Origin of the sequence: Nocardia mexicana NBRC 108244 (genome assembly GCF_001613165.1) — a bacterium.
Lineage (GTDB): Bacteria > Actinomycetota > Actinomycetes > Mycobacteriales > Mycobacteriaceae > Nocardia > Nocardia mexicana.
On sequence record NZ_BDBV01000117.1, the window covers coordinates 19,883 to 44,626 of the forward strand.

Sequence of the window (24,744 nt, forward strand, 5' to 3'; positions counted from 1 at the left end):
ACAGAACAGGCACGACATGAGTACAGTCCTCACCCGGCTCGGCACGGTACCCAAGTACACGCGACTTTCCCTCTGCGGCTTGGCGATCGCGATCGCCGGGCTGGTCATCCAATGGATCGCCGAGCCGTCGAAGTTTCCCGGATTTCCGCCCGGCATCCTCGTCATCGCGGTCTGCGCCGCCGTCGTCGCTTTCGGGGCACGCTGGCGATGGACACCGACCGTCGCGATGGCGATCGCGCTGTGGATCGTGATCGGCGGGTTCCTCAGCGGCGAGCTGACCGAGAACCTGGCCTCCGGGGACATCGGAACGATCACCGGAAACGTCGTCATGTGCCTGGGTTTGGTTGCCGCCGCGATCACCGCGGCCATGGCGATGGTCCGGACACGGCGCGCAGGACCGAGGTAGGTCCGGCGGACCTTGTCACACCATGGACCGCAGCGTGATTCAGCGTTCGATCGGTGGCGGGTCGCATGATCGGTGACGTCCGTCCAGCACGCCACCCGCCGATCAGCGAGCTGGTGCGGCAGTTGGACACGGCTGCGGCCGCCCGCGGCGACCGGTCGGCACTGGCAAAGGTCCTGCGGATCGTGCACCACCTGGCCGTCCGGTACTGCCGGGCACGAGCCGGTTCACCACCCCATCCGCGATTCGAGCCGGACCGGGTGGCCCACGAGATATGCCTGGCCGTCATGGCAGCGTTTCCGGGCGCCCGCGACCGCGGCCGCGCGCTGCTGGCGACGTTCTACGACATCGCGGCAGACCGGGTCGCCGCCCAAAAACACTGGGACACAACGCCGGAACCGCCCCGCAAGAGCGCGGGCAACGATGGCCCGGGTCGGCGGCTGACGACTCAGCCTGCTCGTCCCCCGGCAATGACCACGGCGCTGGCCGCCCTACCGCCTGTGCAACGCGAGATCCTCATCCTCCGAGTAGCGGTGGGCTTGTCCGCGGCACAGACCGCGGTGGCGACCGGGACAACAGTGAACGCGATTCGATTCGCTCAACACCGTGCGCTGGCGAACCTCGAGGCGCAGATGTTCTCCGGGCGCTGATCGGACACCTATCGGGGTTTACGGCAGCGACTGCCTCTTCGATCAGTGCGGACAGGTCGATTCCCTGGAATGCGTTGCCGCCCTTTGTGATCAGCGGCTCGGGTGCCGGGTAGAGCTGGACGAGATCAGGTCCGGCTCGATCGAGGTAGGAGTTGACCTTCGGCAGGAACGGCAGCCGGGCGCTCGGAGGGGGAACGCCCGTCGAGGGCGGCGATGGTGGGATGAGTTATCGGTCGGTGGGCGGGGCGATCTCGCGGCACAGGGCTGCGACGGCGGCGATCATTGCGGCGCGGTGGGTGTCGAGGCGCCGCCGTGAGGTTGGGTCGTCGGCGAGTGCCTGCAGTGAGGGGGAGGCGTTGAACCAGGCGGTGGCGAGTCCGAGAACGAGTGCCAGCAGGTCGGCGGCGTCACCGTCGCTGTGTTCGCGCAGCGCCTCGATTTTCGGGCGGTAGGCGCCGATCTCGCCGGAGGTCGCTTCGGGGCGTTCGAGATTCGCCCACGTCGACAGCCGCAGGACGGCCGGGTCCTGCAAGAGTTGGTCGAACAGTCTGCCTGCGTAGTCGGGGAGGTCGTCCGGGGTGAACGGGACGGCGTCCGACAGCTCGGTGAGTGCTTGGGCGACGGTGAGGTCGAACAGCTGTTCCTTGGGCCCGAAGTGCATGTAGATCGAGCGTTTGTTGGCGTGGGCGTCGTCGGCGATGCGGTCGATCCGGGCCCCGGCCAATCCGAAGCGCGCGAACTCCACGCGCGCCGCGGCCAAGATCCGCCTCTTGGTGTCTGTGGCGTCTGGTGGCACGGTCAGCACCATACACCAATGTAACTAACTGGTGATTGACAACGTCCAGCGAGACTGTCATGCTCGGCTAGGTAAATATCCAGATAGTTACAGTGAGGGAAGCGTATGCCACAGAAGATCCTCATCACCGGCGCGAGCTCCGGGTTCGGGCGCGGGACCGCGCTCGAGCTGGCCCGTCACGGGCACACGATCATCGCCGCCGCCGAGACGTGGCCGCAGGTGCGCAGCCTGCGCGCCGACGCGGAAGCCGCGGACGTGGAGTTGCAGGTGATCAAGCTGAACCTGCTCGACGACCTCGACATCGCCCATGCGGGCTCCTTCGATCCCGACGTGCTGGTGCTCAATGCCGGTGTGATGGAGGGCGGCTCGATGGTCGACATCCCGTTGCGGCGGGTGCGGGAGTCCTTCGACGTCAACGTGTTCGGGCATCTGCAGTTGGTGCAGGCCATCGCACCGAAGATGGTCGCGCGGGGGTCGGGCAAGATCGTGTGGACCTCGTCGATGGGCGGCATCCTCGTCGTCCCGTTCCTCGGTGCGTACTGCGCGACCAAACACGCGATCGAAGCCATCGCGGGCTCGATGAAGGCCGAACTCGCACCCCACGGAGTCAAGGTCGCGACGATCAATCCCGGCGTGTTCGGCACCGGGTTCAACGACACCGGCGCCGAGAGCTATGTGCAGTGGTACGACCCGGACACCGCGGTGGTGTCGATGCCCGATTTCAGCGCGAGCCTGGCCGATCAGGCCGACCCGCAGGAAATGATCGACGCCATGGTCGAGGTGATTCCCGCTGCCGAACACCCCTACCGCACCATGCGACCGCTGCAGACCATCGCGGCGGCCAAGCAGTGGCAGGAAACGGAGTGGACCCAGAATGCCTGAACCCCAGCCTGTCTCGGTCGCGCAGCCGATAACCCTCGACTACGCCCACCAACTCCTGGCCCGGGGGCGGGCAGCGGCCGACGACGCCGGTCTGCGCGCGGTGTTCGCGGTACTCGACGTGGGCGCGAACATGGTCGCGTTCGCGCGCATGGACGGCGCGTGGCTGGCCTCGGTGGACCTCGCGGTCGCCAAGGCCCGGACCTCGGTGATGTTCCAGGCTCCCAGCGAGGCGTTGAACACCCCGCTGGAACTCGGGGCGCCGGTGCCGCACTTCGACCACCTGGGCGGCGGCCTGCTGCTCATGGGCGGCGGCCTGCCGATCATCGATGACCAGGGCGCACTGATCGGCGGCCTCGGCGTCTCCGGTGGAACACCGGAACAAGACGCACAACTCGCACGCACAACCCTGGCCTGACCCGGTCGGGACCAATCACCAGACGAGTGAACACGAGCCCGGCGGTCGCGCTCCGACATCGGGCGGGCGCGACCGCCGCGGCTCCCGACACCTGCCGACAGCGCCATACCCGCACCCGGTGGCCGATCGTCTCGTAGCCGAGGCAGGACGCCGGACTAATCGGTGGATTCAGGGTGAACGTGCGCTCACGGCAGCGGGATGGCGCGGAAGATGCCGTCCGGGTCGACGCGGTGCTTGATCGCCTGTAACCGGGCGATGTTGGGGCCGTAGGCGGATGCGATCTGCTCGGTGTCGTCGGGGCCGAGCAGGTTGACGTAACCGCCCGGCAGCGCGTCCGGCGCCAGCGCTCGAGACACCTCACCAGCCCAGGAACGATGCTTTGCCGCGGCGGGGTCGTCCGCCTCCCAGATAGCGATGATCTCGACCGTCAGATGCGCGGTGCGATAGCCGAACGCCGTGTCCGCCACGGGGATTCGGGTCGCTGCACCGTGCAGGGTGTGCAGGCTGACCGCGGAAAGCGGTGACGTCAGCGCTGTCCCGGCGGCGGCGACAGCGCTGCGCGTCGCGGGCGTCAGCCCGGCGACGGTCCGAGTACGAATCTGTACGTGTCGGCCGAACGGGAACATCGCGTCCATCCCGGCCAGCATGTCGGCGAGCGTGGCGGGGCCGAACTGCGCCAGCAGCGGGCTGGCGAGGTGCGTGAACGGCGCCACGACGCGTTCACCCGCCGCGGCGTCGCCACACCAGGTTGGTGCGACGAACAACACCGGCGCCCCGTCCGGCCCGGCGACGAAACCCGTCTGCACGGTCAACTCGTCCGGGCCGCCGGCAGGCAGGTGGTCGGCGAGTCCGGCAAGCACCGATTCCGCTTCTGCGGCCGGGTACATGATCATGCCGGACAGCAGCGCCGGAACCCGGTGCAGTTGGATGCGCATTCCGGTGACCACGCCGAAATTGCCGCCGCCGCCGCGCACCGCCCAGAACAGATCGGGTTCGTGCTCGGCATCGGCGGTGACCAAGGATCCGTCGGCCAGCACGACATCGACCGCCAGCACATTGTCCGCCGCGAGCCCGAAGCGACCCGACAGCGGGCCGTAGCCACCGCCGAGGGCCAGACCCGCCATCCCGACGGTACCGACGGTACCGGTCACCGCGACCAGACCGTGCGCCTGCGCGGCGCCGACGACATCGGCTGCGGTTGCGCCGCCGGCCACATGGGCGACCTCCGCCTGCCGATCCACCTCCACCCGGCGCATGCCCGACAGGTCCAGGGTCAGACCACCGTCGGTCAACGCGCGCCCGGCCCAGTCGTGGCCGCCGCCGCGTACCGACAGCGGCACGCCGGCGTCGCGGGCGGCCCGCACGCCGGTCTGCACGTCGGACGGGTGCAGGCAGTGCAAGATCACGCCGGGGCGGGCCGTTACCGCGCCGTTCCAGAGGGCACGGCCGGAGTCGTAACCGGGACCGGCGGTCCGGACTCGGTCCGTCGGAATCGCACGCCGCAAAGCGGCGATCAATCCACTGACGCGCGGGGTGGTCGATGCGGTCACGAAGCACCTCGATTCGAACGTTGGCTGCTGAAAGTCGCAGTCAGAACTGCATATCAGAGTAGAGGACTGTTTATCAGAGTAAAGCTCTGATTAGCGGCTCGCTACTCTAATGACCATCGCGTGGCTATGCTGACTGGATATGACCGAAGCCCCGAAGACACGCCGGGCCGAGTACGCCGAAGCGACCCGGGCCGCGATCATCGATGCTGCCCGGCGGCTCTATGCCCGGCAGGGCTACTTCGCGACCACGGTCGAGGAGATCGCCAAGCAGGCGCGTGTCGCGCCCGCGACCGTGTACGCCGTCGGCGGCGGCAAACAGGGGCTGCTGCGCACGCTGGTGGACCTGTGGAGCGAGGCTCCGATCGTCGCCGAGGCGCTCGAACGTCAATCCGCGCTCACCGATCCCGACGAGATTCTGCGGTACGTGGCCGGCGTGGTCGCGACGATGCGGCAGGACTACGGCGACATCATGCGGGTCGTGCTCGCCACCGCTCCCAACAATCCCGAGGCGGCCGAGGCGTTGCACGTCGCGACACAACGCTATCGCGACGCAATCTCAACTGTCGCAACGCATGTGAGCGAGGCCGGCGGCCTGCACCCGAAGATGACAACCCAGCGGGCCGCCGACATACTGTGGTTCTACTTCGGCTACGCCGGTTTCTTCACCCTCGTCGACGACAACGGCTGGACCTTCGAGCAAGCCGAACACTGGCTCGTCGAGCAGGCCACGGCCGCCCTCCACAGAGCACCGTGACGACACTCGCCGACAGCGCGAATCAGCTCGGCGAGGTCGGTGCCTACCTCGCTGACAAGTGCCGGGTGCCTGAAGCACCGATCTAGATGGCGGTGTGACTTGTCGTACACCTCGAGCCGGATTGTGAGCCGTGTGCCAGAAGCTCGCGTTCGCGATAATGGATAGTTCCAGATGGGCGATAGTAGTCGCATGAAACGAGTACTCGCCTGTGCAGGAATTGCCACCGTCGCTCTGCTCGCTGCGGCGCCGCTGGCCTCCGCCGATTCGAATGACGTGTTCGGTCCGCATGATTGGTCGAGCAGGTTCGCGTCGCAGAACAACGTGATTCTGTCCTCACGCATCCTGATCAGTCCGTACGGCACCAGCCGGCCGCTCATGTGCAGCGGCGGCGACGGCCACTACTCGCTGTTCCCCCACGACTGCACCCAGAACGACGACAACGGCGTTCCGCACGCCGTGGACCGTGCCATTCCGTTCGGCGACGGTGGCGTCTACATCTATCGCTGATCCAAGAATCCGCCGGTGAACGGACGGGTAGCCTGGCCGGATGCCGATCCCGAAAGCCGAGCTTCATCTCCACATCGAGGGCACCCTCGAGCCCGAACTCGCCTTCGCGCTGGCCCGGCGCAACGGTATCGATCTGCCCTTTGCCGACGCCGAGGCGCTGCGCGCGGCCTATGCCTTCGCGGATCTGCAGTCGTTCCTGGACCTGTACTACGAACTGATGGCGGTGCTGCGCGCCGAGCAGGACTTCACCGACCTCGCCGAGGCGTATCTGCGCCGGGCGCGGGCCGACGGCGTGCGCCATGCCGAGATCTTCTTCGACCCGCAGGCGCACACCGTGCGTGGTGTCCCGTTCGAGACCGTCGTGGCGGGACTGTCGGCGGCCCTGACCGACAGTCGTGAGCGGTACGGCATCAGCACGGGGCTGATTCTGTGCTTCCTGCGCGATCAGTCGGCCGACTCGGCGATGGAGACGTTGGACGCCGCGGAAGATCACCTCGACAAGCTCATCGGCGTCGGCCTGGATTCGGCCGAGGTCGGTCACCCGCCGGCGAAGTTCGCTCAGGTCTTCCGCCGCGCCGCCGAACTCGGGCTGCACCGCGTCGCCCACGCCGGGGAGGAGGGGCCGCCCGCCTACGTGCGCGAGGCGCTGGACGTGCTCGGCGCCGAGCGGATCGATCACGGCATCCGGTCGATGGAGGACTCGGAGCTGGTCGCACGGCTGCGGACGGAGCGGATCCCGCTGACGGTGTGTCCTTTCTCGAACGTCCGGCTGCGTGCCGTGGACCATCTCGGCATGCACCCGCTGCGCCGCATGCTCGAGGCCGGTCTCGTCGCGACGGTGAACTCCGACGACCCCGCCTACTTCGGCGGCTACGTGCAGGAAAACCTGGAGGCGACCGCGGCCGCACTGGCGCTGACCGATGATCAGATCTCCACCCTCGCCCGCAACTCCTTCGAGGCGTCCTTCCTCGACGAGGCAACCAAGTCGGCCTACCTCGCCGAACTCGACGCCTACCTCGCCGTCCCGTAGGGAAGCGGCTCGACGAGGTCGGCGCGAAGACCGTCGAGGGAGATGCGCAGCAGTCGGCGCCACATGTGCGGGCGGCACTCGTCGGTGATCTGGACGGCGTGGCCCAGCGAGACCAGCAGGAGCAGTAGGTCGTCGGCGGTCACTCCGGGGCGCAGCAAACCCGCGGCGCGGACGCACAGCTCCTCGATGACGAGGCGAAGCTGCCCGAGGCCGTCCGTGTCGGGCACCGGCAGGGCCATCGCGAAGTGCTCCATGATCGCGCGGTGGTGTGCGTAGCCGGTCAGTGCCTGCTCGTAGAAGTCGATCAGTGCCGCCCAGGGATCTTCGGCGTCGGCGGCGGCCGTCCGCGCGGACTCCGCCCACCTGGTGAAGTCCTTGCGCAGGACCGTCTGTACGAGGTCCTCCTTTTTCGGGAAGTGCCGGTAGAGGGTGCCCATGCCCACTCGGCTGCGGTGGGCGATCTCGCGTACGTCGACCGCGGTACCTTGCTCGGCCAGCACGGCCGATGCGGCCTCGATGATCGCTTCACGGTTGCGGATCGCGTCCGCTCGGGGCGCGCGTCGCCGGGTGGCGCTGTCCGATCCGGTTTCCGTCATGCGACCAGCATATCTCCTTATGCGGAGCGCATGCTCCGCTCTGTGCTAGCTTTGAGGAGCAAGTGCTCCGGATAGCGAATGGGATGTCATGTCTGATCCGTCCACCCCCGCCGCCCACGAGGCCGAGGTTCCCGATATCACCGGCTGGAACGCCCGAATCATCGCCGAGGTCCGGGCGAACGCCGGGTATGCGGCCTGGAGTAGCGAGGCCGAATTCGCCGCGGGCCGCCCGGTCCCACCCCGGATTTCCGGCTTCGACGGACCGGGCATGCCGTTGATCTTGGTGCATCATGTCGGGGCCCGGACCGGGCGGGAACGGATCAGTCCGCTGTTCTACCTGCCCGTTGGCGACGGCTGGGCCGTCTTCGCCACCCATGGTGGCAGTCCGCAACATCCGGCCTGGTATCGCAACCTCATGGCGAATCCCCGGGTCACGGTCGAGACGGGGAGGGAAACGGTGGCGGTCGTGGCCCGCCTCGCGCAAGGCGAGGAGCGTGAACGGATCTGGGCGGCAGAGATAGCGCTCGTCCCGAAGTTCGCCGAGTTCCAGGCGGCCGCCGGCAGGCAGATTCCGGTCGTCGTGCTGGAGCGAGTTCCTGGGAACGAGGCGCGGTAGGCGGTCCTCAGCGGCTCGCGCGCAGTATGCGATTCGCGCCCAGGGTGCGGGGTGGTTCGATCCCGGAGGGTTCGGAGTCCTGGAGGTAGCCGGTGATGAGGTCGGCGGCGGAGTGGTCCTCGAGACCGGTGAAGCCGAGAGCGTGCAGCTGCGCGGCGATATCGTCGGATGTGAAGTAGCTGAACAAGGGTTCGCCGACGCTGGCGAGCCGATCGGCACGGGCCTGCTGGTGCGCGCGGCTCTCGTCGCTGTTCGCAGGCTGCAGATAGTCGAAGACCACCTCGACCGGCCGGGCCTGACCGGCGATGTATTCGAGGGTGGCGCGGGCGGCGTCCGGGGTCAGGTAGTACACGACGCCGAGCCACACGAATATGGCCGGGCCGGTTCGTTCGAATCCGGCGGATTCCAAACCCGTTGCCAGCGTTTGGGTTTCGAAATCGACCGGCGCGAATGTCAACGTCTCGGGGCGGTCGATTCCCGCGGCGGCCAGGCGTTCGCGTTTCCACGATTGGGTGGCGGGGTGGTCGACTTCGAAGACGCGCAGGTCCGGGTGTGGGTTGCGATAGGCGAAGGTGTCCAGGCCCGCGCCGAGGACCACGACCTGCCGCACGCCGGCGGTGACGGCGGCGGCCACGGCGTCCTCGGCGAAGCGGGCGCGGGCGGCGAAGAACAAGCGGCGGGACCGATCGCTGACCGCGGGACTCAGGCGGTCGCTCGTGGACGTGCCCAATTCGGTCAGTTCCGCCGCGGTGACACCGAGCAGACGCGCCGCCAGCGGGTCGGTGAAGATCTGTGGCCGGTCGGCGATCTGATGATAGGCGCGGGCGTACGCGGTGATCAGCGCCGTCCGACTGGGTCCGTCGTTCTCCATGATCGAGACCCTAATCATGAACGTCGCGGGTGCTTCGGCCTAACCCGGATTCTTTACGGGATGTCCGGGGGCGTAACGGGTTTCAGCCCGCGACCTCGGACAGTCGGGCCGACGCGGACCTTCCGGCGCGACGACCGGAAAATACGCAGTCCGCGATCGACAGGCCACTGACGTAGGACTCGGAGCAGATCCCGATCGCGGTGCGGCCGCCGGCGTAGAGTCCGGGGATCGGCTCACCCGTCGCAGTGGACACCGAGCCGGTGTCCTCGTCCACGAGCAAGCCGCCGAGGGTGAACATGGGGCAGGGGTTGGTCAGTTTCGGGCGGACCGACATGTCCAGCAGCGTGAACGGACCTTGCTCGATCGGCCGGGTGAACTCCCGCGGCTTACCGATCGGATCCGGTTCCTCGCGGGCGATGGCCTCGTTGTGCGCCCGGATCGTGGCCTCCAGTCCATCCGGTCGGCCACGGCGCCCGCGGCCACGGCCAGTTCGATGGCGGAGCCGTCGTCCCCCGTGGTGCCCAGTGCCAGGCCTCCTGTGTATCCGGGTGCGTGCCGCGCCAGAATGTCCTGGTTGGCGATATATCCACCCGCGCAAAGGATTACGCCGTGACGCGCTCGGATCCGCACCTCGCGCGCGTAGCGGTGCTCGAGCGCGTCGAGTCGACGTTCCAGGACGCGGCGCAGCGGCGGGTAGTAGATGCCGGGCTTGGCGGCGATGGATGCCATAGCGGCGAACCGCTTGCGGATGAGCAGCGGCGCATGCGCCATGCTGCGGGCCCGGACACCGATGACCCGGCCGTCGCCGTCGCTCTCCAGGGCCACCACTCTGGTGTGCGGGCGGAACCGGACACCGGCGCGTGCCGCGGACCGGGCGAGCGGCTGATAGATCATCTTGCCGGAGGCCCCGCGGCCCTTCGCGCGGTGCCCGCGCTGCACCGGCGGTGTCAGCGCGCGAAACTCGCCCGAACACTCACTGCCGGAGTAGTACAGGTAGTACCGATTGTCGGGATAGGACGTCTTGTACGGGCACACCGATGCTTCGAAGGGCACGCCGTGCCCCATCAGCCAGTCGATCATGTCCGGGCTCGAATCGACGAAACTCCGCAGTGTCTCGGGTCGGACCGCGTCGCCGACCTCGCGGGCCAGGTAGGTGAACATCGCGTCCGCCGTGTCGTCGATGCCCGCCTCGCGCTGAATGGTGGTGCCCCCGCCCGCGTAGACGATGCCGCCGGACAGCTCGGTGGCCCCGCCGCCGTTGAAACGGTCCACCGCGAGGACATCCGCTCCCGCCGCCCGAGCCTCCAGCGCCGCGCATACGCCGGCGGCGCCGTACCCGACAATCAGCACGTCCGTGGCGTCATCCCAAACCATCACGAGAGCGAACTATAACGTGTTTCAGTTTCTCGGTGTTGGCCATCGACCTGTCCGCCCCGGCCAGTAGCCTGTGCCGGTGGCGTCGATGGAGAGCACACCGGGCACAGGGTCGCGTCCGGGTGTCGCGCTGGCCGTGCTGACCGCCGTCCTGTTCGTCACCTTTCTCGACACCACGGTCGTCAGTGTCGCGCTCGGGGATATCCGGCAGGAGCTGGGGACCGACGTGGTGCTGCTGCAGTGGGTGGTGAACGCGTACACCGTGGTCTTCGCCAGCCTGATGCTGGCGGGCGGTTCGCTCGGTGACCGGTGGGGCCGCAAGCGGGTCATGATCGTCGGACTGGTGATCTTCTGCGCCGGATCGGTGATCGCGGCGATCGCGGGCAGCGTCTCGATGCTCATCGCCGGTCGCGCGATCATGGGCTTGGGAGCGGCCGCCTCGGAACCGGGGACCCTGTCGATACTGCGGCACATCTTCCCGGACGAGCGGGTGCGCGCGCGGGCGGTCGGCGTGTGGGCGGCGGTGTCGGGACTGGCGCTGGCGGCCGGACCGGTACTGGGCGGAGTGCTGGTGCACGCGTACGGATGGCGCTCGATCTTCTGGTTCAACCTGGCGATCGGGGCGGTGGCGCTCGTGGCGGCGCTGTGGTCGGTGCCGGAAAGCTCCGACCCGCCGCGGGGGCCGGTCGACTGGGCCGGATTCGCGCTCGGCGCCGCATGTCTCGGTTCGGTGATCTATGCCGCGATCTCCGGTGAGGAGAGGGGTTACGGCGCGCCGTCGGTGGTCGCGCTGTTCGTGTTCGGTGGTCTGGCGCTGGCCGGTCTCGTCGCCGTGGAGAAGCGGGCCCGGGCGCCGATGGTCGATTTCCGATATCTGCGACCGCCCGTGGTGCGGAGCGCGCTGGTGGTCGCCTTCGCCGTCTACTTCGGCGTCTTCTCGATCTTTTTCTTCACGGCGCTGTATCTGCAAGTGATGCAATCGTATTCGGGTGCGCGCACGGCCACGGTCTTCGCGCCGATGGCCGTTGCGATCACGATCGGATCGCTGGCCGCGGGCTTCTGGGTGGGGCGTCGCGGCGCCCGCACGCCGATGGTCGTCGGGTGTGTGGTCGGCGCCGCCGGGGTGCTGCTGACCCGCCATGCCCTGTCCGGCCCGCTGCAGGACGGGTCGCTGGCGGCCGCGATGGCGGTGGCGGGGCTCGGATTCGGAATCGCCGTGGTGCCGTTGACGGCTGCCGTGCTGTCCGGGGTGCCGGCGGAGCATTCGGGTATGGCCGCCGCGGTGACGAATACGATGCGCCAGGTCGGTTCGGCGTTCGGTGTCGCCGTGCTCGGGGCGTTGGTGCACGCGTTCCTCACCTCGGATCTGAAGGCGCGGATGGACGAATTGGGCTTGCCGACCACATTGCAGCCCGATGCCGTCGAGGCCGTCGAACGCGGCCGCATCCCCGAGGGCGTCGATATCGGTCCCTATCTCCGATATCTGTCGAAGGTGTCCGAGGTGCTGAATACCGGAAAGGCGGCATTCCTGCACGGGCTGGACATGGCGCTGCTGGTTTCGGCCGTACTGATCCTGGCCGCGGCCGCCTTCGCCGCGATCGACGCCACGAGGCGCCGACCGAGCACGCGCGAGCCGATGTCCCGCTGACGCCGCTGGTAGGGTGGTCACGTGCTCATCGAGGAAGTCGACAGACTCTAGCCGCCGGTCGAAGGCGGCGCATTCCTCGTATCTGTCTCCCGGTGTCCCGTAGTGGACCACTCCGAGGCATTGTCGCGCCCAACTCGCCTTCGTCTGCTTCCGCACTGTCACCAGACCCCGCGGCCCGCTCCTTCGGGAGCAGGAAAGAGTCGACCACCCATGTCCACATCCACGCCATCGGCGATCACCCTGCACAACCTGTCCTTCGAATGGCCCGACGGCACCGTCGCGCTGTCCCGGCTCGACGGGACCCTGCCCGCCGGGCGCACCGGTCTGGTGGGCCGCAACGGTTCCGGCAAATCGACGCTGCTGCGAGTGATCGCCGGCATCCTGGCCCCGACGTCCGGGCGCATCGAGACCACCGGTGAGGTGGGCTACCTGCCGCAGACGCTCACCCTCGGCCGCGACGAGACCGTCGCCGAATTACTGGGTATCGCGGGCAAACTCGCGGCGCTGCGTGCCATCGAGTCCGGCGATACGGCCGAGGCGCACTTCGAGACGATCGGCGACGACTGGGATATCGAATCCCGCGCCGATGAGGCGCTGCACGAGATCGGTTTCGGCGCAGCGGATCTCGACCGCCGGGTGGCGGAGATCTCGGGCGGTGAGGCCGTGCTGGTCGCGATCACCGGTCTGCGGGTGCGGCGGACGCCGATCACCTTGCTCGATGAACCGACCAACAATCTCGACCGCGAAACTCGCGCCAAGCTGGCCGAATTCGTGGACGGATGGCCCGGCACCCTGGTCGTGGTGAGTCACGACCTCGAACTGCTCGAGCACATGGACGCCACCGCGGAACTGCACGGCGCGACCCTGGATGTGTTCGGAGGGCCGTACAGCGCCTGGAAACGGCACGTCGAGCAGGAACAGGCGGCGGCCGAACAGGCGGCCCGCACCGCCGAGCAGGCGTTGAAGGTCGAGAAGCGGCAGCGCCAGGAGGCCGAGACGAAGCTCGCCAGGCGGGAACGCACCGCCCGGTCGACCCAGCAGAACGGCGGCATACCCCGGATCCTGGCGGGCAACCGGGCCAGTAGGGCGCAGGGCTCGGCGGGTGCGATGCGCACCACGCTGGACGCCAAAGTCGCTGCGGCCCAAGAGGTTCTGGATGCCGCCGCGGCCCGGGTCCGGCGCACGGAGCATATCCGTCTCGAGCTGCCCGATCCGGATGTGCCGCGCACCCGCCGCATCGCGGAACTGCGGGACGGTGACCGCGGCGTCGTCGTTCAGGGGCCCGAGCGTGTCGCTCTGGTGGGGCGCAACGGCGCGGGGAAGTCGACATTGATCGAGAACCTGATGCGGGGCGGGGATCCGGACCGCGGCACGCTGTTCACCGACCGCGTCGGGTATCTGCCGCAGCGCCTGGACAATCTGGACGAGCGGGCCGGTGCGCTGGAGAATGTGCAGGCGGTGGCGACCGGCATCGCGCCGGGCACGATCCGCAATCGGCTGGCCCGGCTGCTGTTGCGCGGCAGCAGCGTCGAACGGCCGGTCTCGACCCTGTCCGGCGGGGAACGCTTCCGAGTTTCCCTGGCGCGCTTGCTGTTCGCCGATCCGCCCGCACAACTGCTGATCCTGGACGAGCCGACCAACAACCTCGATATCGCCAGCGTCGACCAGTTGGTCGAGGCGCTGGCCGATTATCGCGGCGCGATTCTCGTTGTCAGCCACGATTATCCGTTCCTGCGCAGGATCGGCATCGACACCGTCATCGAGCTCGATCCGGACGGCGGCTTCCAGCGGCGCGACTCGCTGTGAGACGAAATCCGCCGGGCCCGGCGTGGTTTACCGGGCCCGGCGGATTTCAGGGCCGATCGATCGCGGCGTCGCTGATCTCGAGTAGGCGGCGGCGCGCCTTCGGATCGTCGGCCTGCGGGTGCGGTCGGCTCTGCCTGGTGCCGTTGAAATATCGGCCTGTCGTCTGCGAGAGGCTCGGCTCGCAGATCAGCCGCAGAGTCGCGGCCGCGCCCTCGGCGACCGTGCCGATCGGCGTGACACCGGATCCCAGCACCATGGTCGTCGGCATGAGGGTGGCCGGGTGCAGGGCGTTCACGGTGACGCCGGTCCCGTCGAGCTCCTCGGCGTACGCGATGGTCGCCATGATCATCGCCAGCTTGGCGCGGCAGTAGGCGGTGTACACGTCGTAGGCGTGCTCGGGGGTCGGATCGTCGAGGTCGATCTCCTGCTGACCGGCGGAGGCCACGTTCACCACCCGTGCCGGGGCGGCGGCCCGCAGCAGCGGAAGCAGCCGCCGGGTCAGCCGGTAGGGGGCCAGATGGTTGACCGCCCACAGTAGTTCGTGGCCGTCGGCGCTGAGCGCGCGTGTGCCGTCCGGTCGGCCGCCGGTACCGGCGTTGTTCACCAGCACATCCAATCGTGAAGTGCGGGAAATGATCTCGTCGGCCAGCCGCTCCACCGCCGCGAGGTGCGACAGGTCGGCGAGGACGATCTCCGGCGCGGATCCGCCCGCCGCCGTGATCTCGGCGGCGACCGCCGCGGCCCGATCCGCGTTGCGGCCGTGCAGGATCAGCCGCGCACCCGCCGCGCCGAGCCGCACCGCGAGTGCCCGGCCGAGCCCGTCCGTGGCGCCCGTGATCAGCACGGTGCGATCGGCCATGTGATCGATGGTGTTGTCGCTCATAGCCTTTCCCCGCGGTCTCGTCTCCCGGTTTCCCGATCGGGGCTCACTGCGCTGTCTCCGCCGTGGCGACAAGCGTTGCCCGGCCCAGGGTGTGGCCCGCCATGGTGAATCCGAGCAGGGCCGGCGTGGAGTCGGCGGCGACGCCGATGTCGTCAATGTCCAGAGCGTGCACGGTGACGAAATACCGGTGCCGGCCGTGCCCCGCGGGCGGGGCGGCACCGATGTACCGGGGCAGGCGGGCGTCGTTCGGCAGTTGGAAGGAACCGGGCGGCAAGCCGGCGCCCGTATCGTCCCCGGCGCCCTCGGGCAGGCTCGTGGTCGAGGCCGGGATATTGGCGACGGCCCAGTGCCAGAAGCCGGAGCCGGTGGGGGCGTCGGGGTCGTAGACGGTGACGGCGTAGCTCTTGGTGCCCGCCGGGGCGCCGCTCCAACTCAATTGCGGGGAAACGTCTTTGCCGCCGGGGGCGCCGGAGGACCACTGCTCGGGCTGCCAGGCGGCGCCGTCGCTCACCGTGGTGCTGGTGACCGTGAACGAGGCCGCCTCGGGCAGCCGGGCGAAGGGGTTGTTTGCGCTCATGGTGTCGCGCCTTTCGGGTCGTTCGGAACATGCAAGATCGACGATAGCAGAAATAATCGATCATTTTGAGAATCGTCTATGATCTGCTCATGACTCCGACAGCTCGCACCCCCGCCTCGCCGGAGAAGCAGATGCTCTCCGAGCAGGTCTACACACACCTGCGGCACGCGATCATGCGCGGCGACTATGCGCCCGGTGCCGCGTTGAAACCGCAGGATCTCGCCAGGCAGCGCGGCGTGAGCCTGGCGGTGGTGCGTGAGGCGCTGGTGCGGCTGGTCGGCGAGGGCCTGGCCGAGCGGCTGACCAATCGGGGCTTCGCGGTCCCGGCGTTCTCCGATCACCGCTGGCAGCAGATCGGCGAGGCCCGCCGGGCCATCGAGCCGGTGGTGCTACGCATGTCGATCGAACGGGGTGACGTCGGCTGGGAGGGCGACGTCCGAGCCGCCCACCACCGCCTGGCGCGCACGCCGGTATTCACCCCGGACGACGGCGAGTACTACAGCGAGGAATGGGCCGAGGCCCACCGGGTGTTCCATCGCACCCTGCTGGAGGGCTGCGGCAACCCGGTGCTGCTGGAGACCTTCGACCGTCTCTGGGTTGCCAGCGAACTCGTTCGCCGCTGGTCGGCCCACCGCGATCCCGACCGCGACGGCATCGACGAACACCGCCGCCTGGAGGAGGCGGCACTGGCCCGCGACCCCGACACCGCCGCCGACATCCTGACCCGACACCTCACCCTGACAACCGACGCCCTGGCACAGCCGTAACGGTTTTCGCCGCCGCCCCTCACGCCGTGCGGGGCCGTGGGGACAGCTGCGTGGCCTCCCAGGCCGCCTCGATCATCTCGAAGATCTCGTCCACGGCGGCCTCCGGGTCGGGTGCCTCGCGGGCCACCGAATAGGCGTCGATCGCGAACCTCGCGATGGCCCGGCAGGTTGTGGAGGTGGGTGGCTGGTCGAAATCGGCGGCGATGGCCGCGGCCAGCGATTCGGCGTGGCGCAGCCGGACCGACACCTCGTACTGCCGCAGGGCCGGGGTTCGGTCGATCATGTGCCAGATCGGGGCGGCGCCGTCGGCGGAGCAGTGTCGCACCATGGCCAGGATCTCGTGGCGCAGCGCGGGGATGAGTGGCTCGTCGGGTGCTCGGTCGGTGACCGCGCGAGTCAGGCCCTGTTCGAAATCCTCGTCCTGCTCGAACACCAGGGCCTCTTTCGAGGCGAAGTGGGAGAACAGCGTGGTCACGGCGACGTCGGCCGCCGCGGCGACGTCGCGGATGCCGACCGCGTCGTACCCCTGCTCCAGGAACAGTCGCAGGGCGGCGTCGGCGATCTTCTGGCGGGTCGCGGCCTTCTTGCGCTCCCGGCGCCCGGTCGGGACGGTCATCCCGTGATGCTATCAGCTACAAAACTGTAGCCGCCGCTAAAAGCTAACCGTTGCAAAAAACTAACCGTTAGCGTTACGGTCGATTCATGAAAGCGCAGCGCTTCGCCGAATACGGCGGCCCTGATGTCCTGAAACTCACCGAGGTGGCCGAGCCCCACGCCGGTCCCGGTCGAGTGCGCATCGCCGTGCGGGCGGCGGGGGTGAATCCGCACGACTGGCGGGTCCGCGAGGGCCAGTTCCGGCGGATCCGCCCGATCGAGCTGCCCGCCGGCGTCGGGCAGGACGCCGCGGGCATCGTGGACGAGGTCGGCGACGGAGTCACCGGTATCGAGGTCGGCGCGCCGGTGTTCGGCCGAGGTTCGAACACCTACGCCGAGTTCGCCGTGCTCTCCTCCTGGGCGCGCCTACCCGACGGGTCGACCTTCGCGGAGGCGGCCGGATATCCGTCCGTGGTCGAGACCGCGCTGCGGGTCCTCCGCCTGGTCGGGGTTCAGCCGGGGCAGACGCTGCTGGTCAGCGGCGCGGCGGGCGGCGTCGGGTCGGCGGTGTTGCAGATCGCCCGCGACCGGGGAATCGGCGTGATCGGCACTGCCGGGGCCGCGAACCAGGAGTACGTGCGCGGCCTCGGCGCCATCGCGACCACCTACGGCGCGGGCTGGGTCGAACGGGTGCGTCGGCTCGGACCGATCGACGCCGCCGTCGACCTGAACGGCGCGGGCGTCGTTCGCGGGCTCCTCGACCTGACCGGGGATCCCGACAAGGTGATCACCATCGCCGACCTGGAGGCGCCGATGCTCGGTATCCGATTCGCCGGGGTCGGCGGCAGCATGCCCGAGGCGCTCGCCGAGGCCGTCGACCTGATCTCGCGCGGGAAGCTTCACATACCGGTCGACCGGTCGTACCCGCTCGCCGACGCCGCGGCGGCACATGCGGACAGCCAGGCCGGGCATACCCGCGGGCGCCGGGTGCTGCTCGTCTGAACCAGATACCGTGCAGGCGTAGGTCTTTGCGCTCGTTGTGAACCGGCGCCCGCTTCGACCTGCTCTACGAGTTGATCGAGGCGACCGCCGGAAAGCGGTGGGATCGGCTCTGCCGCACGACGCTGTCGGTGGGTGTCGGTAGCGTCTGTGCTGTGGAAACAGGGGAACGCATCCGGGAGCTCGCGGACCGCATCGTGGCGCTGCGCGATGCCTACTATCAGGGCTCGCCGCTGGTCGCCGACGCCGAGTACGACGCGATCGAGGACGAACTCCGCGGCCTGATCGAGGCGCATCCGGAGCTCGCGCCGGATCCGAATCCGCTGGAGCAGGTCGGTGCGCCCGCCGTGCTGCACGCCCCGATCCGGCACGCGCGCCCGATGCTGTCGCTCGAGAAGGCGACCAAGCCCGAGCAGGTCGTGGCGTTCTTCGACCGCTTTCCCGGCCAGTCGGTGGTGGTGATGCCGAAGCTCGACGGCCTGTCGCTGTCCCTGGTGTTCGAGGACGGGCGGCTCGCGCGCGCGGTGACCCGGGGCGACGGCACCACCGGTGACGATGTGACGATCCTGGTCCGCGCGCTGGTGGATGGTGTCCCGGAGCGGATCGACATCACGGGCCGGGTGGAGGTGCGCGGCGAGGCGGTGATGCTGCGGTCGACCTTCGCCGCCTACAACACCGCGCATCCGGACAAGCCGCTGATCAACCCGCGCAACGCGGCCGCGGGCACGCTGCGCGCGAAGGATCCGGCCACGGTGTCCGAGCGCCGCCTGCAGTTCTACGGTTTCGACCTGGACACCTCCGGCGGCGATGCCGCGGTCGATCTGGAGGAGGGGCTGGCGGCACTGGGGATCACGGGCGCGCGGATGCGGCACTGCTCCGACGCCGCGCAGGCGCAGGCGGCGATCACCGCGATCGAGCAGGGGCGCAACGACCTCGATTACGACCTCGACGGCGCGGTGCTGCGGCTGGCCGACCGCGACGCCTACGCGGCGGCCGGGACGCGGTCGAGTTCCCCGCGCGGCGCCCTGGCCTTCAAGTTCGCCGCCGAGGAGAAGACGACGCTGCTGGCCGACGTGGTGTGGGATGTCGGCAAGACGGGCAAGGTCGTCCCGGTCGCCTGGCTGGAGCCGGTGTTCGTGGGCGGCACCACGGTCACGAGGGCGACGCTGGCCAACCAGGAGGTGATCCGCGCCCGCGACATCAAGATCGGCGATACCGTGCTGGTGCGCCGCGCGGGTGACGTGATCCCGTTCGTGGCCGGTGTGCTCGACGCCGGCAAGCGCACGGGGGCCGAGCGCGAGATCGTGCCGCCCACCGCATGCCCCTCGTGCGGGCAACCGGTGACCGAGCAGGGCAACAGCCGGGAGTTGTTCTGCACCAACGTGTCCTGTCCCGCGCAGACGGTGCGCAGGCTCATCCACTGGGCGTCGCGGGCGGCCGCCGATATCGACGCGGTCGGCGGGGTATGGATCGAACGCCTTGCGGAGGCGGGCATCCTCGAACACCCGTCGGACTTCTACACGCTGACCAAGGAGCGATTGCTCGAATTCGACCGCATCGGGGAGGTTTCGGCCACCCGCATGATCGACTCGATCGATGCGAGCCGCGGGGTCGGCCTGCGCCGCGCGCTGATCGGCCTGGCCATTCCGATGGCCTCCGACGGCACCGCCGCCCGCCTCGCTCGCGCGGGCTTCGGTTCCCTGGAGGAGGTCGCCGACGCGGGCGAAGAGGGGCTCGTCGCGGTGGAGGATATCGGCCCGAAGGTCGCCGCCTCCCTGGTAGCGCACCTCACCCGGCTCCGCCCGGAGCTGCGGCGGCTGCGTGAGGCGGGCGTCTCCCTGGACGTCCGCGAGGAGGACCTGCCCCCGGTCGTCGCCGCCGGCGCCCCGCTGGCGGGCAAGTCCGTGGTGATCACCGGCGCGATCAGCGACCCCCGCTCCGGCGAGAAGGTGGCCCGCCCGACATTCCAGCGCCTGTGCGAGAAGGCGGGCGCCACGGCCGCGTCGTCGGTCTCGGCGAACACCGACCTGCTCATCACCGGCGCGGGCGTCGGCGAGAGCAAGCTGACCAAGGCGGAGAAGCTCGGCGTGGAGGTCGTCGACCAGGGCGAGATCTGGAAGCTCTTGATCGACGCCAAGGTCGTCTGAACCACGGCACTCTGCTTCGGCACGCCGCGTCGAAAACGATTGTGCCGCAGTCCGGGTAGATGGTGGCGGGTCGGAACCGCGGTCGGTGCCTCATCGGTCTGCGCGGAGCGATGGTTCGCCGAGCAGGACGTCGGACGGTGCGCCCGCGGCGGTGAGGTGGCCGTTGTCGAGTTGCACGCAGTGGTCGGCGCGCAGGGCCTCGCGGTGATCGTGGGTGGCCTGGACGACGGCAGTTCCGTCCGCGGCCAGCTCGCGGAGAGTGTGGGAGATCTGTTGCTGGGCTTCGGAATCCAATCCGGTGGTGGGTTCGTCGAGGAGTAGCAGATCCGATTGCTGCGCGAGGGCCTGGGCGAGGAGGGCCCGTTGCCGCTGACCGCCGGAGAGGGTGGTGAGGCGGCGGCGGGCGAGGTCCGCGATGCGCATGCGTTCCATGCAGGACTGCACGATCGCGCTGTCGGTCCGGGTGAGGCGCCGCCAGGGGCCGCGGTGTGCCCAGCGACCCATCGCGACGGTGTCGCGGACGGTGAGGGGGAGGGTCGCCGGAATCGCGCTGTGCTGGACCACGAAGGCCGGTCGCCGGTCGCTGCTGCGCTGGACCGTTCCGGCCGCGGGGGAGACCACCCCGGCGATGACGCTGAGCAGCGTGGACTTGCCGGACCCGTTGGGGCCGACGATCGCGGTGACCCGACCGGCGGGAATGACGGTGGTGATCTCGTGCAGCACGGTCTGCGAGCGATACCCCGCCGAGAGCGCGTCGATCCGGACTGCCGGGGTCTTCCGTTTGTGCACCACATCACCTAACTTGTATTGAAAATCATTTCCATTATAAAGTGTCGCGCCATGGATGTCCTATTTGCCCCGTTCGAGGTGTCTTTCGTGCAGAGAGCGCTGTGGGGTGGGCTGCTGGTGTCCTGCGTGTGCGCGTTGGCCGGTACGTGGGTGGTGGTGCGCGGTATGGCGTTTCTCGGTGATGCGATGGCGCACGGGATGCTGCCGGGGGTGGCGGTGGCGTCGCTGCTCGGCGGCAATCTGCTGGTGGGCGCCGCGTGCAGCGCGGCGGCGATGGCGCTGGGCGTCACCGCGCTGCAACGTAATCCGCGGTTCTCCGCCGATACCGGGATCGGTCTGGTGTTCGTGGGGATGCTGGCGGCGGGTGTGATCATCGTGTCGCGATCGCAGTCGTTCGCGGTCGATGTGACCGGATTCCTGTTCGGGGACGTGCTGGCCATTCGAGACCGGGATCTCGGCTATCTCGCTGTGGCACTGGCGGTTGCGGCGGTGATCGCGGTGCTGGGACATCGCGCGTTCCTGGCGCTGGCGTTCGATCCGCGCAAGGCGCACACGCTGGGGCTGCGGCCGCGGTGGGCGCAGGCGGCACTGCTGGGCCTGCTGACCCTGGCGATCGTCGCGTCCTTCCACGTCGCGGGCACCCTGCTGGTGTTCGGCCTGCTCATCGCGCCACCGGCGGCGGCGACCTACTGGGCCGACCGGGTCCCGGTGATCATGGTGCTGGCGGCGCTGTTCGGTGGCTTCTCGACCGTGGCGGGCCTGCTGGTGTCCTGGCACGCGGGCACAGCGGCGGGTGCGACCATCGTCGCGGTCGCGGTCGCGGTGTTCTTCGCCTCGGCCGCGGCGGCGTGGTTGCGTGACCGGATGCGCATGCCGGGGGCGAACGCGCTGGCGCTGCTGGGCGCCCTGATCGCCGTGCTGCCGCTGGCCGGATGCGGTTCGGACACAGGCGATTCCGCGTCGGTCACGGAGACGCCGCACGGTTATGTGGAGGGCGCGGAGGAGACCGATGCGCCGCAGACCCGGGTGCTGGCCGCCGACGCCGGGGGAGCGGTCCGGGTGGTCGATCTGATCGAGGGCACCGTCACCGACGGCGGCCGGGCGCCGGGCCCGACCGGGATCTCCGGCGACGACCGATTCGCCTATCTCGGGAGCAGTGCCGCCGTGCGGATCGTCGACGGCGGCGCGTGGACCGTGGACCACGGCGACCACATGCACTACTACCGCGCCGCGATCCGCGAGGTCGGCACGCTGGAACGCGGTGGGCTCGTCGCGACGCACAGCGATCCCGTCGTCACCGCCGTGGTCACCGATTCCGGGACCACCCTGCTGGACCGGGCCGCGCTGGATGCGGGCCGGATCACCGAGCGCGGTGTGCTCGGCAATGCCGTCGCGGTTCCCTATGCCGAACATATCGCCGTGGTCGCGAAGGACACCGGCCGTGCGGAGGTCCGCAACCGGGACGGTGCGGTGGTGGCACCGCTGACCGAGACATGTACTGCGCCACGGGGTTCCGCGGTGACTCGGCGCGGGCTGGTTGTCGGTTGCGCCGACGGCGCCGTGCTGGTGACCGCCTCCGAAGGCCGGTTCGACGCCGTGAAGATCGCCTATCCGCAACCGGTGCCGGAACCGGAGCGCGCGATCGAGTTCACACATCGGCCCGGCAGCACCACGCTCGTCGCGCGGGCGGGTGAGCGCGGCATATGGGTGCTGGATATCCGCACGCGCACATGGCGACTGGTGGAGACAGGGCCGGTGGTTGCGGCCAATACGGCGGGCGAGGGCAGCGTGCTGCTCACCCTGACCCGCGACGGCGTGCTGCACGGCCACGATCCGGGCACGGGGGCGCAGACCGCGCAGACGCAGCTGCTCGCCGGTCCCGTTCCGGACGGCGGACCATCACCGGTGATCGAGATCGATACCGGTCGCGCTTACGTCAACGACGCGAACGCCCGTGCGGTGTACGAGATCGACTACCGCGACAATCTGCGCCGCGCACGCACTTTCGCCCTCGACATCGCCCCCGCGCACATGGTGGAGACGGGCCGATGAGAACCGTGATCCGAGCGTGTATCGCAGTGCTCGTCCTGGCCGTGGCGCCCGCCTGCGCCGATCGGCACGACGGCGGCCCCGAGATCGTCGTCACCACCAATATTCTCGGCGATATCACACGCGCGATCGTCGGTGACACGGCCGAGGTCACGGTGCTGATGCCGCCGAACGCCGATCCGCACCAGTTCGCGATCTCCGCGCAGACGGCCGCGCGCATCGAACGCGCCGCGCTGCTGATCCACAACGGTCTCGGCCTGGAAGAGGGCGTGCAACGGCATGTGCGTGCCGCCGAAGAGGCCGGGGTGACAACGGTTTCCGTCGGCGAGCAGGTGGATCCGATCCGGTTCCGGAGCGCGGAGGGCGGGAAGCCGGATCCGCACTTCTGGACCGATCCCGCGCGGGTGCGCCGCGCGGTGGAGGTGATCGGCGACCGGGTCGCCGGGATCGACGGGGTCGACGCCGATGCCGCGCGCGCCGGTATCTCCCGGTATCGGGCGGCACTGGACCGCCTCGACGGATGGATGACCGAGCAGTTCGCGGCGCTGCCTCCGGAACGGCGCAAACTGGTCACCAATCACCACGTATTCGGTTATCTGGCACAGCGATTCGGATTCGAGGTGATCGGCGCGGTGGTCCCCAGCGGCACCACGCTCGCCTCACCCAGCGCGTCCGACCTGGCCGGACTGGCCGAAACCGTCCGCGTCGCGGGCGTTCCCGCCGTCTTCGCCGATTCCTCCCAGCCCGACCGGCTGGCCCGTGTCCTGGCCGAGCAGGCGGGCCTGCGGGTGCGGGTGATCCCCCTGTACTCGGAATCGCTCACCGAGCCCGGCGGCGGCGCTCCCACCTACCTCGACATGATGCGCGCCAACACCGAGGCCATCGTGCGCGGCCTGACGGCGCCCTAGATCATCGAACAACAGAAATGGAGTAGCACATGCGGTTACGTTCCCGCGCGGTCAGATCCCTGGCCGCATCCGCGATACTGACCTCCGCGGTGGCCCTGAGTGGTTGTGGCACAGGAGATTCGGACTCGGACCAGCATTCCGACCACGCGGCGATCATCGATCCGGTCGCGGTCACCTACGACGGCGGCATCTATCTGCTGGACGGGAAATCCCTGGCGATGGCGGACGAGGTGAAGCTCGACGGCTTCAACCGCCTCAACCCCGCCGGCGACGACCACCACGTCATGGTGTCGACCAAGGACGGCTTCCAGGTCCTCGACGCCGTGCACGGTGAGCTGACCGACACCACCTTCCCCGCCGCCAAGCCGGGCCACGTGGTGCGGCACGCGGGGCGCACCGTCCTGTTCGCCGATGGCAGCGGCGAGGTCAGCATGTTCGACCCGCATCGGCTCGAGGACGGCACCCCGGAGACCGAGACCTACAAGGCGGCCGCGCCGCATCACGGCGTCGCGATCCAGCTGTCGAACGGGGAGCTCGTCGTCACCCTCGGCACCGAGGAGAAGCGCACCGGCGTCGTCGTGCTGGACCGCAACCGCAAGGAGATCGCGCGCAACGAGGACTGCCCCGGCGTGCACGGCGAATCCACCGTGCAGGGTGAGGCCGTCGTCATCGGCTGCCAGACCGGCGCCCTCGTCTACCGCAACGGCGTCATCACGAAGGTCACCAGCCCCGACCCGTACGGGCGCATCGGCAACCAGGCCGGTACCGATGCCTCCCCGATCGCGCTCGGCGACTACAAGCGGGATAAGGACGCCGAACTCGAACGGCCGCAACAGGTCTCGCTGATCGACACCCGCGACGGAAGCCTGCGGCTGGTGAACATCGGCACCAGCTACACGTTCCGCTCGCTGGCCCGCGGCCCGCAGGGCGAGGCGCTGGTACTCGGCACGGACGGCCGCATCCACGTCATCGACCCGGCTGCCGGGACGGTCACGCGGACCATTCCGGTCATCGGGCCGTGGGAGGAGCCGCTGCGGTGGCAGGACCCGCGCCCGGCGATCTTCGTGCGGGGCAACGACATCTACGTCTCCGACAACGCCACCAAGCAGATCCACCGCCTGGACCTGGCCACC

At 69.2% G+C, this 24,744-nt stretch carries 24 protein-coding genes and 1 pseudogene; 16 read left to right on the plus strand and 9 right to left on the minus strand.

Annotation, left to right across the window (positions count from 1 at the left end):
* Window positions 1–16: 16 nt before the first annotated feature.
* Window positions 17–406, plus strand: coding sequence for a hypothetical protein (locus NM1_RS36140; protein WP_068031009.1), 390 nt, complete (start codon window positions 17–19; stop codon window positions 404–406).
* A gap of 53 nt (window positions 407–459) precedes the next feature.
* Complete coding sequence (locus NM1_RS36145; protein WP_246011639.1) at window positions 460–1,053, plus strand: sigma factor-like helix-turn-helix DNA-binding protein; 594 nt, start codon at window positions 460–462, stop codon at window positions 1,051–1,053.
* A gap of 226 nt (window positions 1,054–1,279) precedes the next feature.
* Here NM1_RS36145 and NM1_RS36150 read toward each other — a convergent pair whose 3' ends face one another.
* Complete coding sequence (locus tag NM1_RS36150; RefSeq protein ID WP_246011638.1) at window positions 1,280–1,849, minus strand: TetR/AcrR family transcriptional regulator; 570 nt, start codon at window positions 1,847–1,849, stop codon at window positions 1,280–1,282.
* Window positions 1,850–1,954: 105 nt separating this feature from the next.
* Between NM1_RS36150 and NM1_RS36155 the strand changes: the two genes are divergently transcribed.
* Both NM1_RS36155 and NM1_RS36160 read left to right on the plus strand, forming a co-directional pair.
* On the plus strand, window positions 1,955–2,731 hold the full coding sequence (locus NM1_RS36155) for an SDR family oxidoreductase (RefSeq protein WP_068030950.1): 777 nt from the start codon (window positions 1,955–1,957) through the stop codon (window positions 2,729–2,731).
* A complete protein-coding gene (locus NM1_RS36160) occupies window positions 2,724–3,146 on the plus strand; it encodes a GlcG/HbpS family heme-binding protein (protein ID WP_068030953.1) in 423 nt (140 codons plus the stop codon). Before NM1_RS36155 ends, NM1_RS36160 begins: the two co-directional genes overlap by 8 nt.
* A 185-nt stretch (window positions 3,147–3,331) precedes the next feature.
* On the opposite strand, the gene NM1_RS36165 is transcribed toward NM1_RS36160, so the two are convergent.
* A complete protein-coding gene (locus NM1_RS36165; protein ID WP_084520373.1) occupies window positions 3,332–4,696 on the minus strand; it encodes an FAD-binding oxidoreductase in 1,365 nt (454 codons plus the stop codon).
* A gap of 139 nt (window positions 4,697–4,835) precedes the next feature.
* Here NM1_RS36165 and NM1_RS36170 point away from each other — a divergent pair, with 139 nt between their 5' ends.
* The 3 genes from NM1_RS36170 (at window position 4,836) to NM1_RS36180 (ending at window position 6,987) form a co-directional block, all read left to right on the plus strand.
* A complete protein-coding gene (locus NM1_RS36170; protein ID WP_068030956.1) occupies window positions 4,836–5,450 on the plus strand; it encodes a TetR/AcrR family transcriptional regulator in 615 nt (204 codons plus the stop codon).
* 189 nt (window positions 5,451–5,639) lie between these two features.
* A complete protein-coding gene (locus NM1_RS36175; RefSeq protein ID WP_068030959.1) occupies window positions 5,640–5,957 on the plus strand; it encodes a hypothetical protein in 318 nt (105 codons plus the stop codon).
* A gap of 40 nt (window positions 5,958–5,997) precedes the next feature.
* Complete coding sequence (locus tag NM1_RS36180) at window positions 5,998–6,987, plus strand: adenosine deaminase (protein ID WP_068030961.1); 990 nt, start codon at window positions 5,998–6,000, stop codon at window positions 6,985–6,987.
* On the opposite strand, the gene NM1_RS36185 is transcribed toward NM1_RS36180, so the two are convergent.
* Complete coding sequence (locus tag NM1_RS36185) at window positions 6,969–7,583, minus strand: TetR/AcrR family transcriptional regulator (protein ID WP_068030966.1); 615 nt, start codon at window positions 7,581–7,583, stop codon at window positions 6,969–6,971. The two genes, NM1_RS36180 and NM1_RS36185, sit on opposite strands and share 19 nt — an antisense overlap.
* Before the next feature lie 88 nt (window positions 7,584–7,671).
* Between NM1_RS36185 and NM1_RS36190 the strand changes: the two genes are divergently transcribed.
* On the plus strand, window positions 7,672–8,199 hold the full coding sequence (locus NM1_RS36190) for a nitroreductase/quinone reductase family protein (protein ID WP_068030969.1): 528 nt from the start codon (window positions 7,672–7,674) through the stop codon (window positions 8,197–8,199).
* Between the two features lie 7 nt (window positions 8,200–8,206).
* On the opposite strand, the gene NM1_RS36195 is transcribed toward NM1_RS36190, so the two are convergent.
* The gene (locus NM1_RS36195; protein ID WP_068030971.1) at window positions 8,207–9,070 is read right to left on the minus strand and encodes a class I SAM-dependent methyltransferase; all 864 of its coding nucleotides are present in this window, start codon (window positions 9,068–9,070) and stop codon (window positions 8,207–8,209) included.
* Window positions 9,071–9,152: 82 nt separating this feature from the next.
* Window positions 9,153–10,444, minus strand: a pseudogene (locus NM1_RS36200) (FAD-dependent oxidoreductase).
* Between the two features lie 88 nt (window positions 10,445–10,532).
* Here NM1_RS36200 and NM1_RS36205 point away from each other — a divergent pair.
* Window positions 10,533–12,092 carry an MFS transporter gene (locus NM1_RS36205; protein ID WP_068031014.1) on the plus strand — a complete coding sequence of 520 codons (1,560 nt, stop codon included), beginning with the start codon at window positions 10,533–10,535 and terminating at the stop codon, window positions 12,090–12,092.
* A 210-nt stretch (window positions 12,093–12,302) separates the two neighbouring features.
* The gene (locus tag NM1_RS36210) at window positions 12,303–13,898 is read left to right on the plus strand and encodes an ABC-F family ATP-binding cassette domain-containing protein (protein WP_068030974.1); all 1,596 of its coding nucleotides are present in this window, start codon (window positions 12,303–12,305) and stop codon (window positions 13,896–13,898) included.
* A gap of 46 nt (window positions 13,899–13,944) precedes the next feature.
* Here NM1_RS36210 and NM1_RS36215 read toward each other — a convergent pair whose 3' ends face one another.
* Both NM1_RS36215 and NM1_RS36220 read right to left on the minus strand, forming a co-directional pair.
* Entirely contained in the window at window positions 13,945–14,781 is an 837-nt protein-coding gene (locus NM1_RS36215) for an SDR family NAD(P)-dependent oxidoreductase (protein WP_246011637.1), read from the minus strand.
* Between the two features lie 43 nt (window positions 14,782–14,824).
* Window positions 14,825–15,358, minus strand: coding sequence for a YbhB/YbcL family Raf kinase inhibitor-like protein (locus NM1_RS36220; protein ID WP_068030977.1), 534 nt, complete (start codon window positions 15,356–15,358; stop codon window positions 14,825–14,827).
* An 89-nt stretch (window positions 15,359–15,447) separates the two neighbouring features.
* Here NM1_RS36220 and NM1_RS36225 point away from each other — a divergent pair, with 89 nt between their 5' ends.
* Window positions 15,448–16,125, plus strand: coding sequence for a GntR family transcriptional regulator (locus NM1_RS36225; RefSeq protein WP_068030980.1), 678 nt, complete (start codon window positions 15,448–15,450; stop codon window positions 16,123–16,125).
* Window positions 16,126–16,144: 19 nt separating this feature from the next.
* Here the strand turns inward: NM1_RS36225 and NM1_RS36230 are convergent, their stop codons facing one another.
* On the minus strand, window positions 16,145–16,741 hold the full coding sequence (locus NM1_RS36230) for a TetR/AcrR family transcriptional regulator (RefSeq protein WP_068030983.1): 597 nt from the start codon (window positions 16,739–16,741) through the stop codon (window positions 16,145–16,147).
* Between the two features lie 86 nt (window positions 16,742–16,827).
* On the opposite strand from NM1_RS36230, the gene NM1_RS36235 reads away from it, so the two are divergent.
* The gene (locus NM1_RS36235) at window positions 16,828–17,721 is read left to right on the plus strand and encodes an NADP-dependent oxidoreductase (RefSeq protein WP_068030986.1); all 894 of its coding nucleotides are present in this window, start codon (window positions 16,828–16,830) and stop codon (window positions 17,719–17,721) included.
* 152 nt (window positions 17,722–17,873) lie between these two features.
* Entirely contained in the window at window positions 17,874–19,865 is a 1,992-nt protein-coding gene (gene ligA / locus NM1_RS36240) for an NAD-dependent DNA ligase LigA (RefSeq protein ID WP_068031019.1), read from the plus strand.
* A gap of 90 nt (window positions 19,866–19,955) precedes the next feature.
* Here the strand turns inward: ligA and aztA are convergent, their stop codons facing one another.
* Window positions 19,956–20,654, minus strand: a complete 699-nt coding sequence (gene aztA / locus NM1_RS36245) for a zinc ABC transporter ATP-binding protein AztA (protein ID WP_068031023.1) — start codon at window positions 20,652–20,654, stop codon at window positions 19,956–19,958.
* Between the two features lie 87 nt (window positions 20,655–20,741).
* Here aztA and aztB point away from each other — a divergent pair, with 87 nt between their 5' ends.
* From aztB to aztD, 3 genes are all read left to right on the plus strand, one after another.
* Window positions 20,742–22,706: a zinc ABC transporter permease AztB gene (gene aztB / locus NM1_RS36250; protein WP_246011635.1), complete on the plus strand. Its 1,965-nt coding sequence runs from the start codon at window positions 20,742–20,744 to the stop codon at window positions 22,704–22,706.
* A complete protein-coding gene (gene aztC, locus NM1_RS36255; RefSeq protein ID WP_068030992.1) occupies window positions 22,703–23,611 on the plus strand; it encodes a zinc ABC transporter substrate-binding protein AztC in 909 nt (302 codons plus the stop codon). Before aztB ends, aztC begins: the two co-directional genes overlap by 4 nt.
* Before the next feature lie 29 nt (window positions 23,612–23,640).
* A partial coding sequence (gene aztD, locus NM1_RS36260) for a zinc metallochaperone AztD (protein WP_068030995.1) occupies window positions 23,641–24,744 on the plus strand: 1,104 nt, incomplete at its 3' end.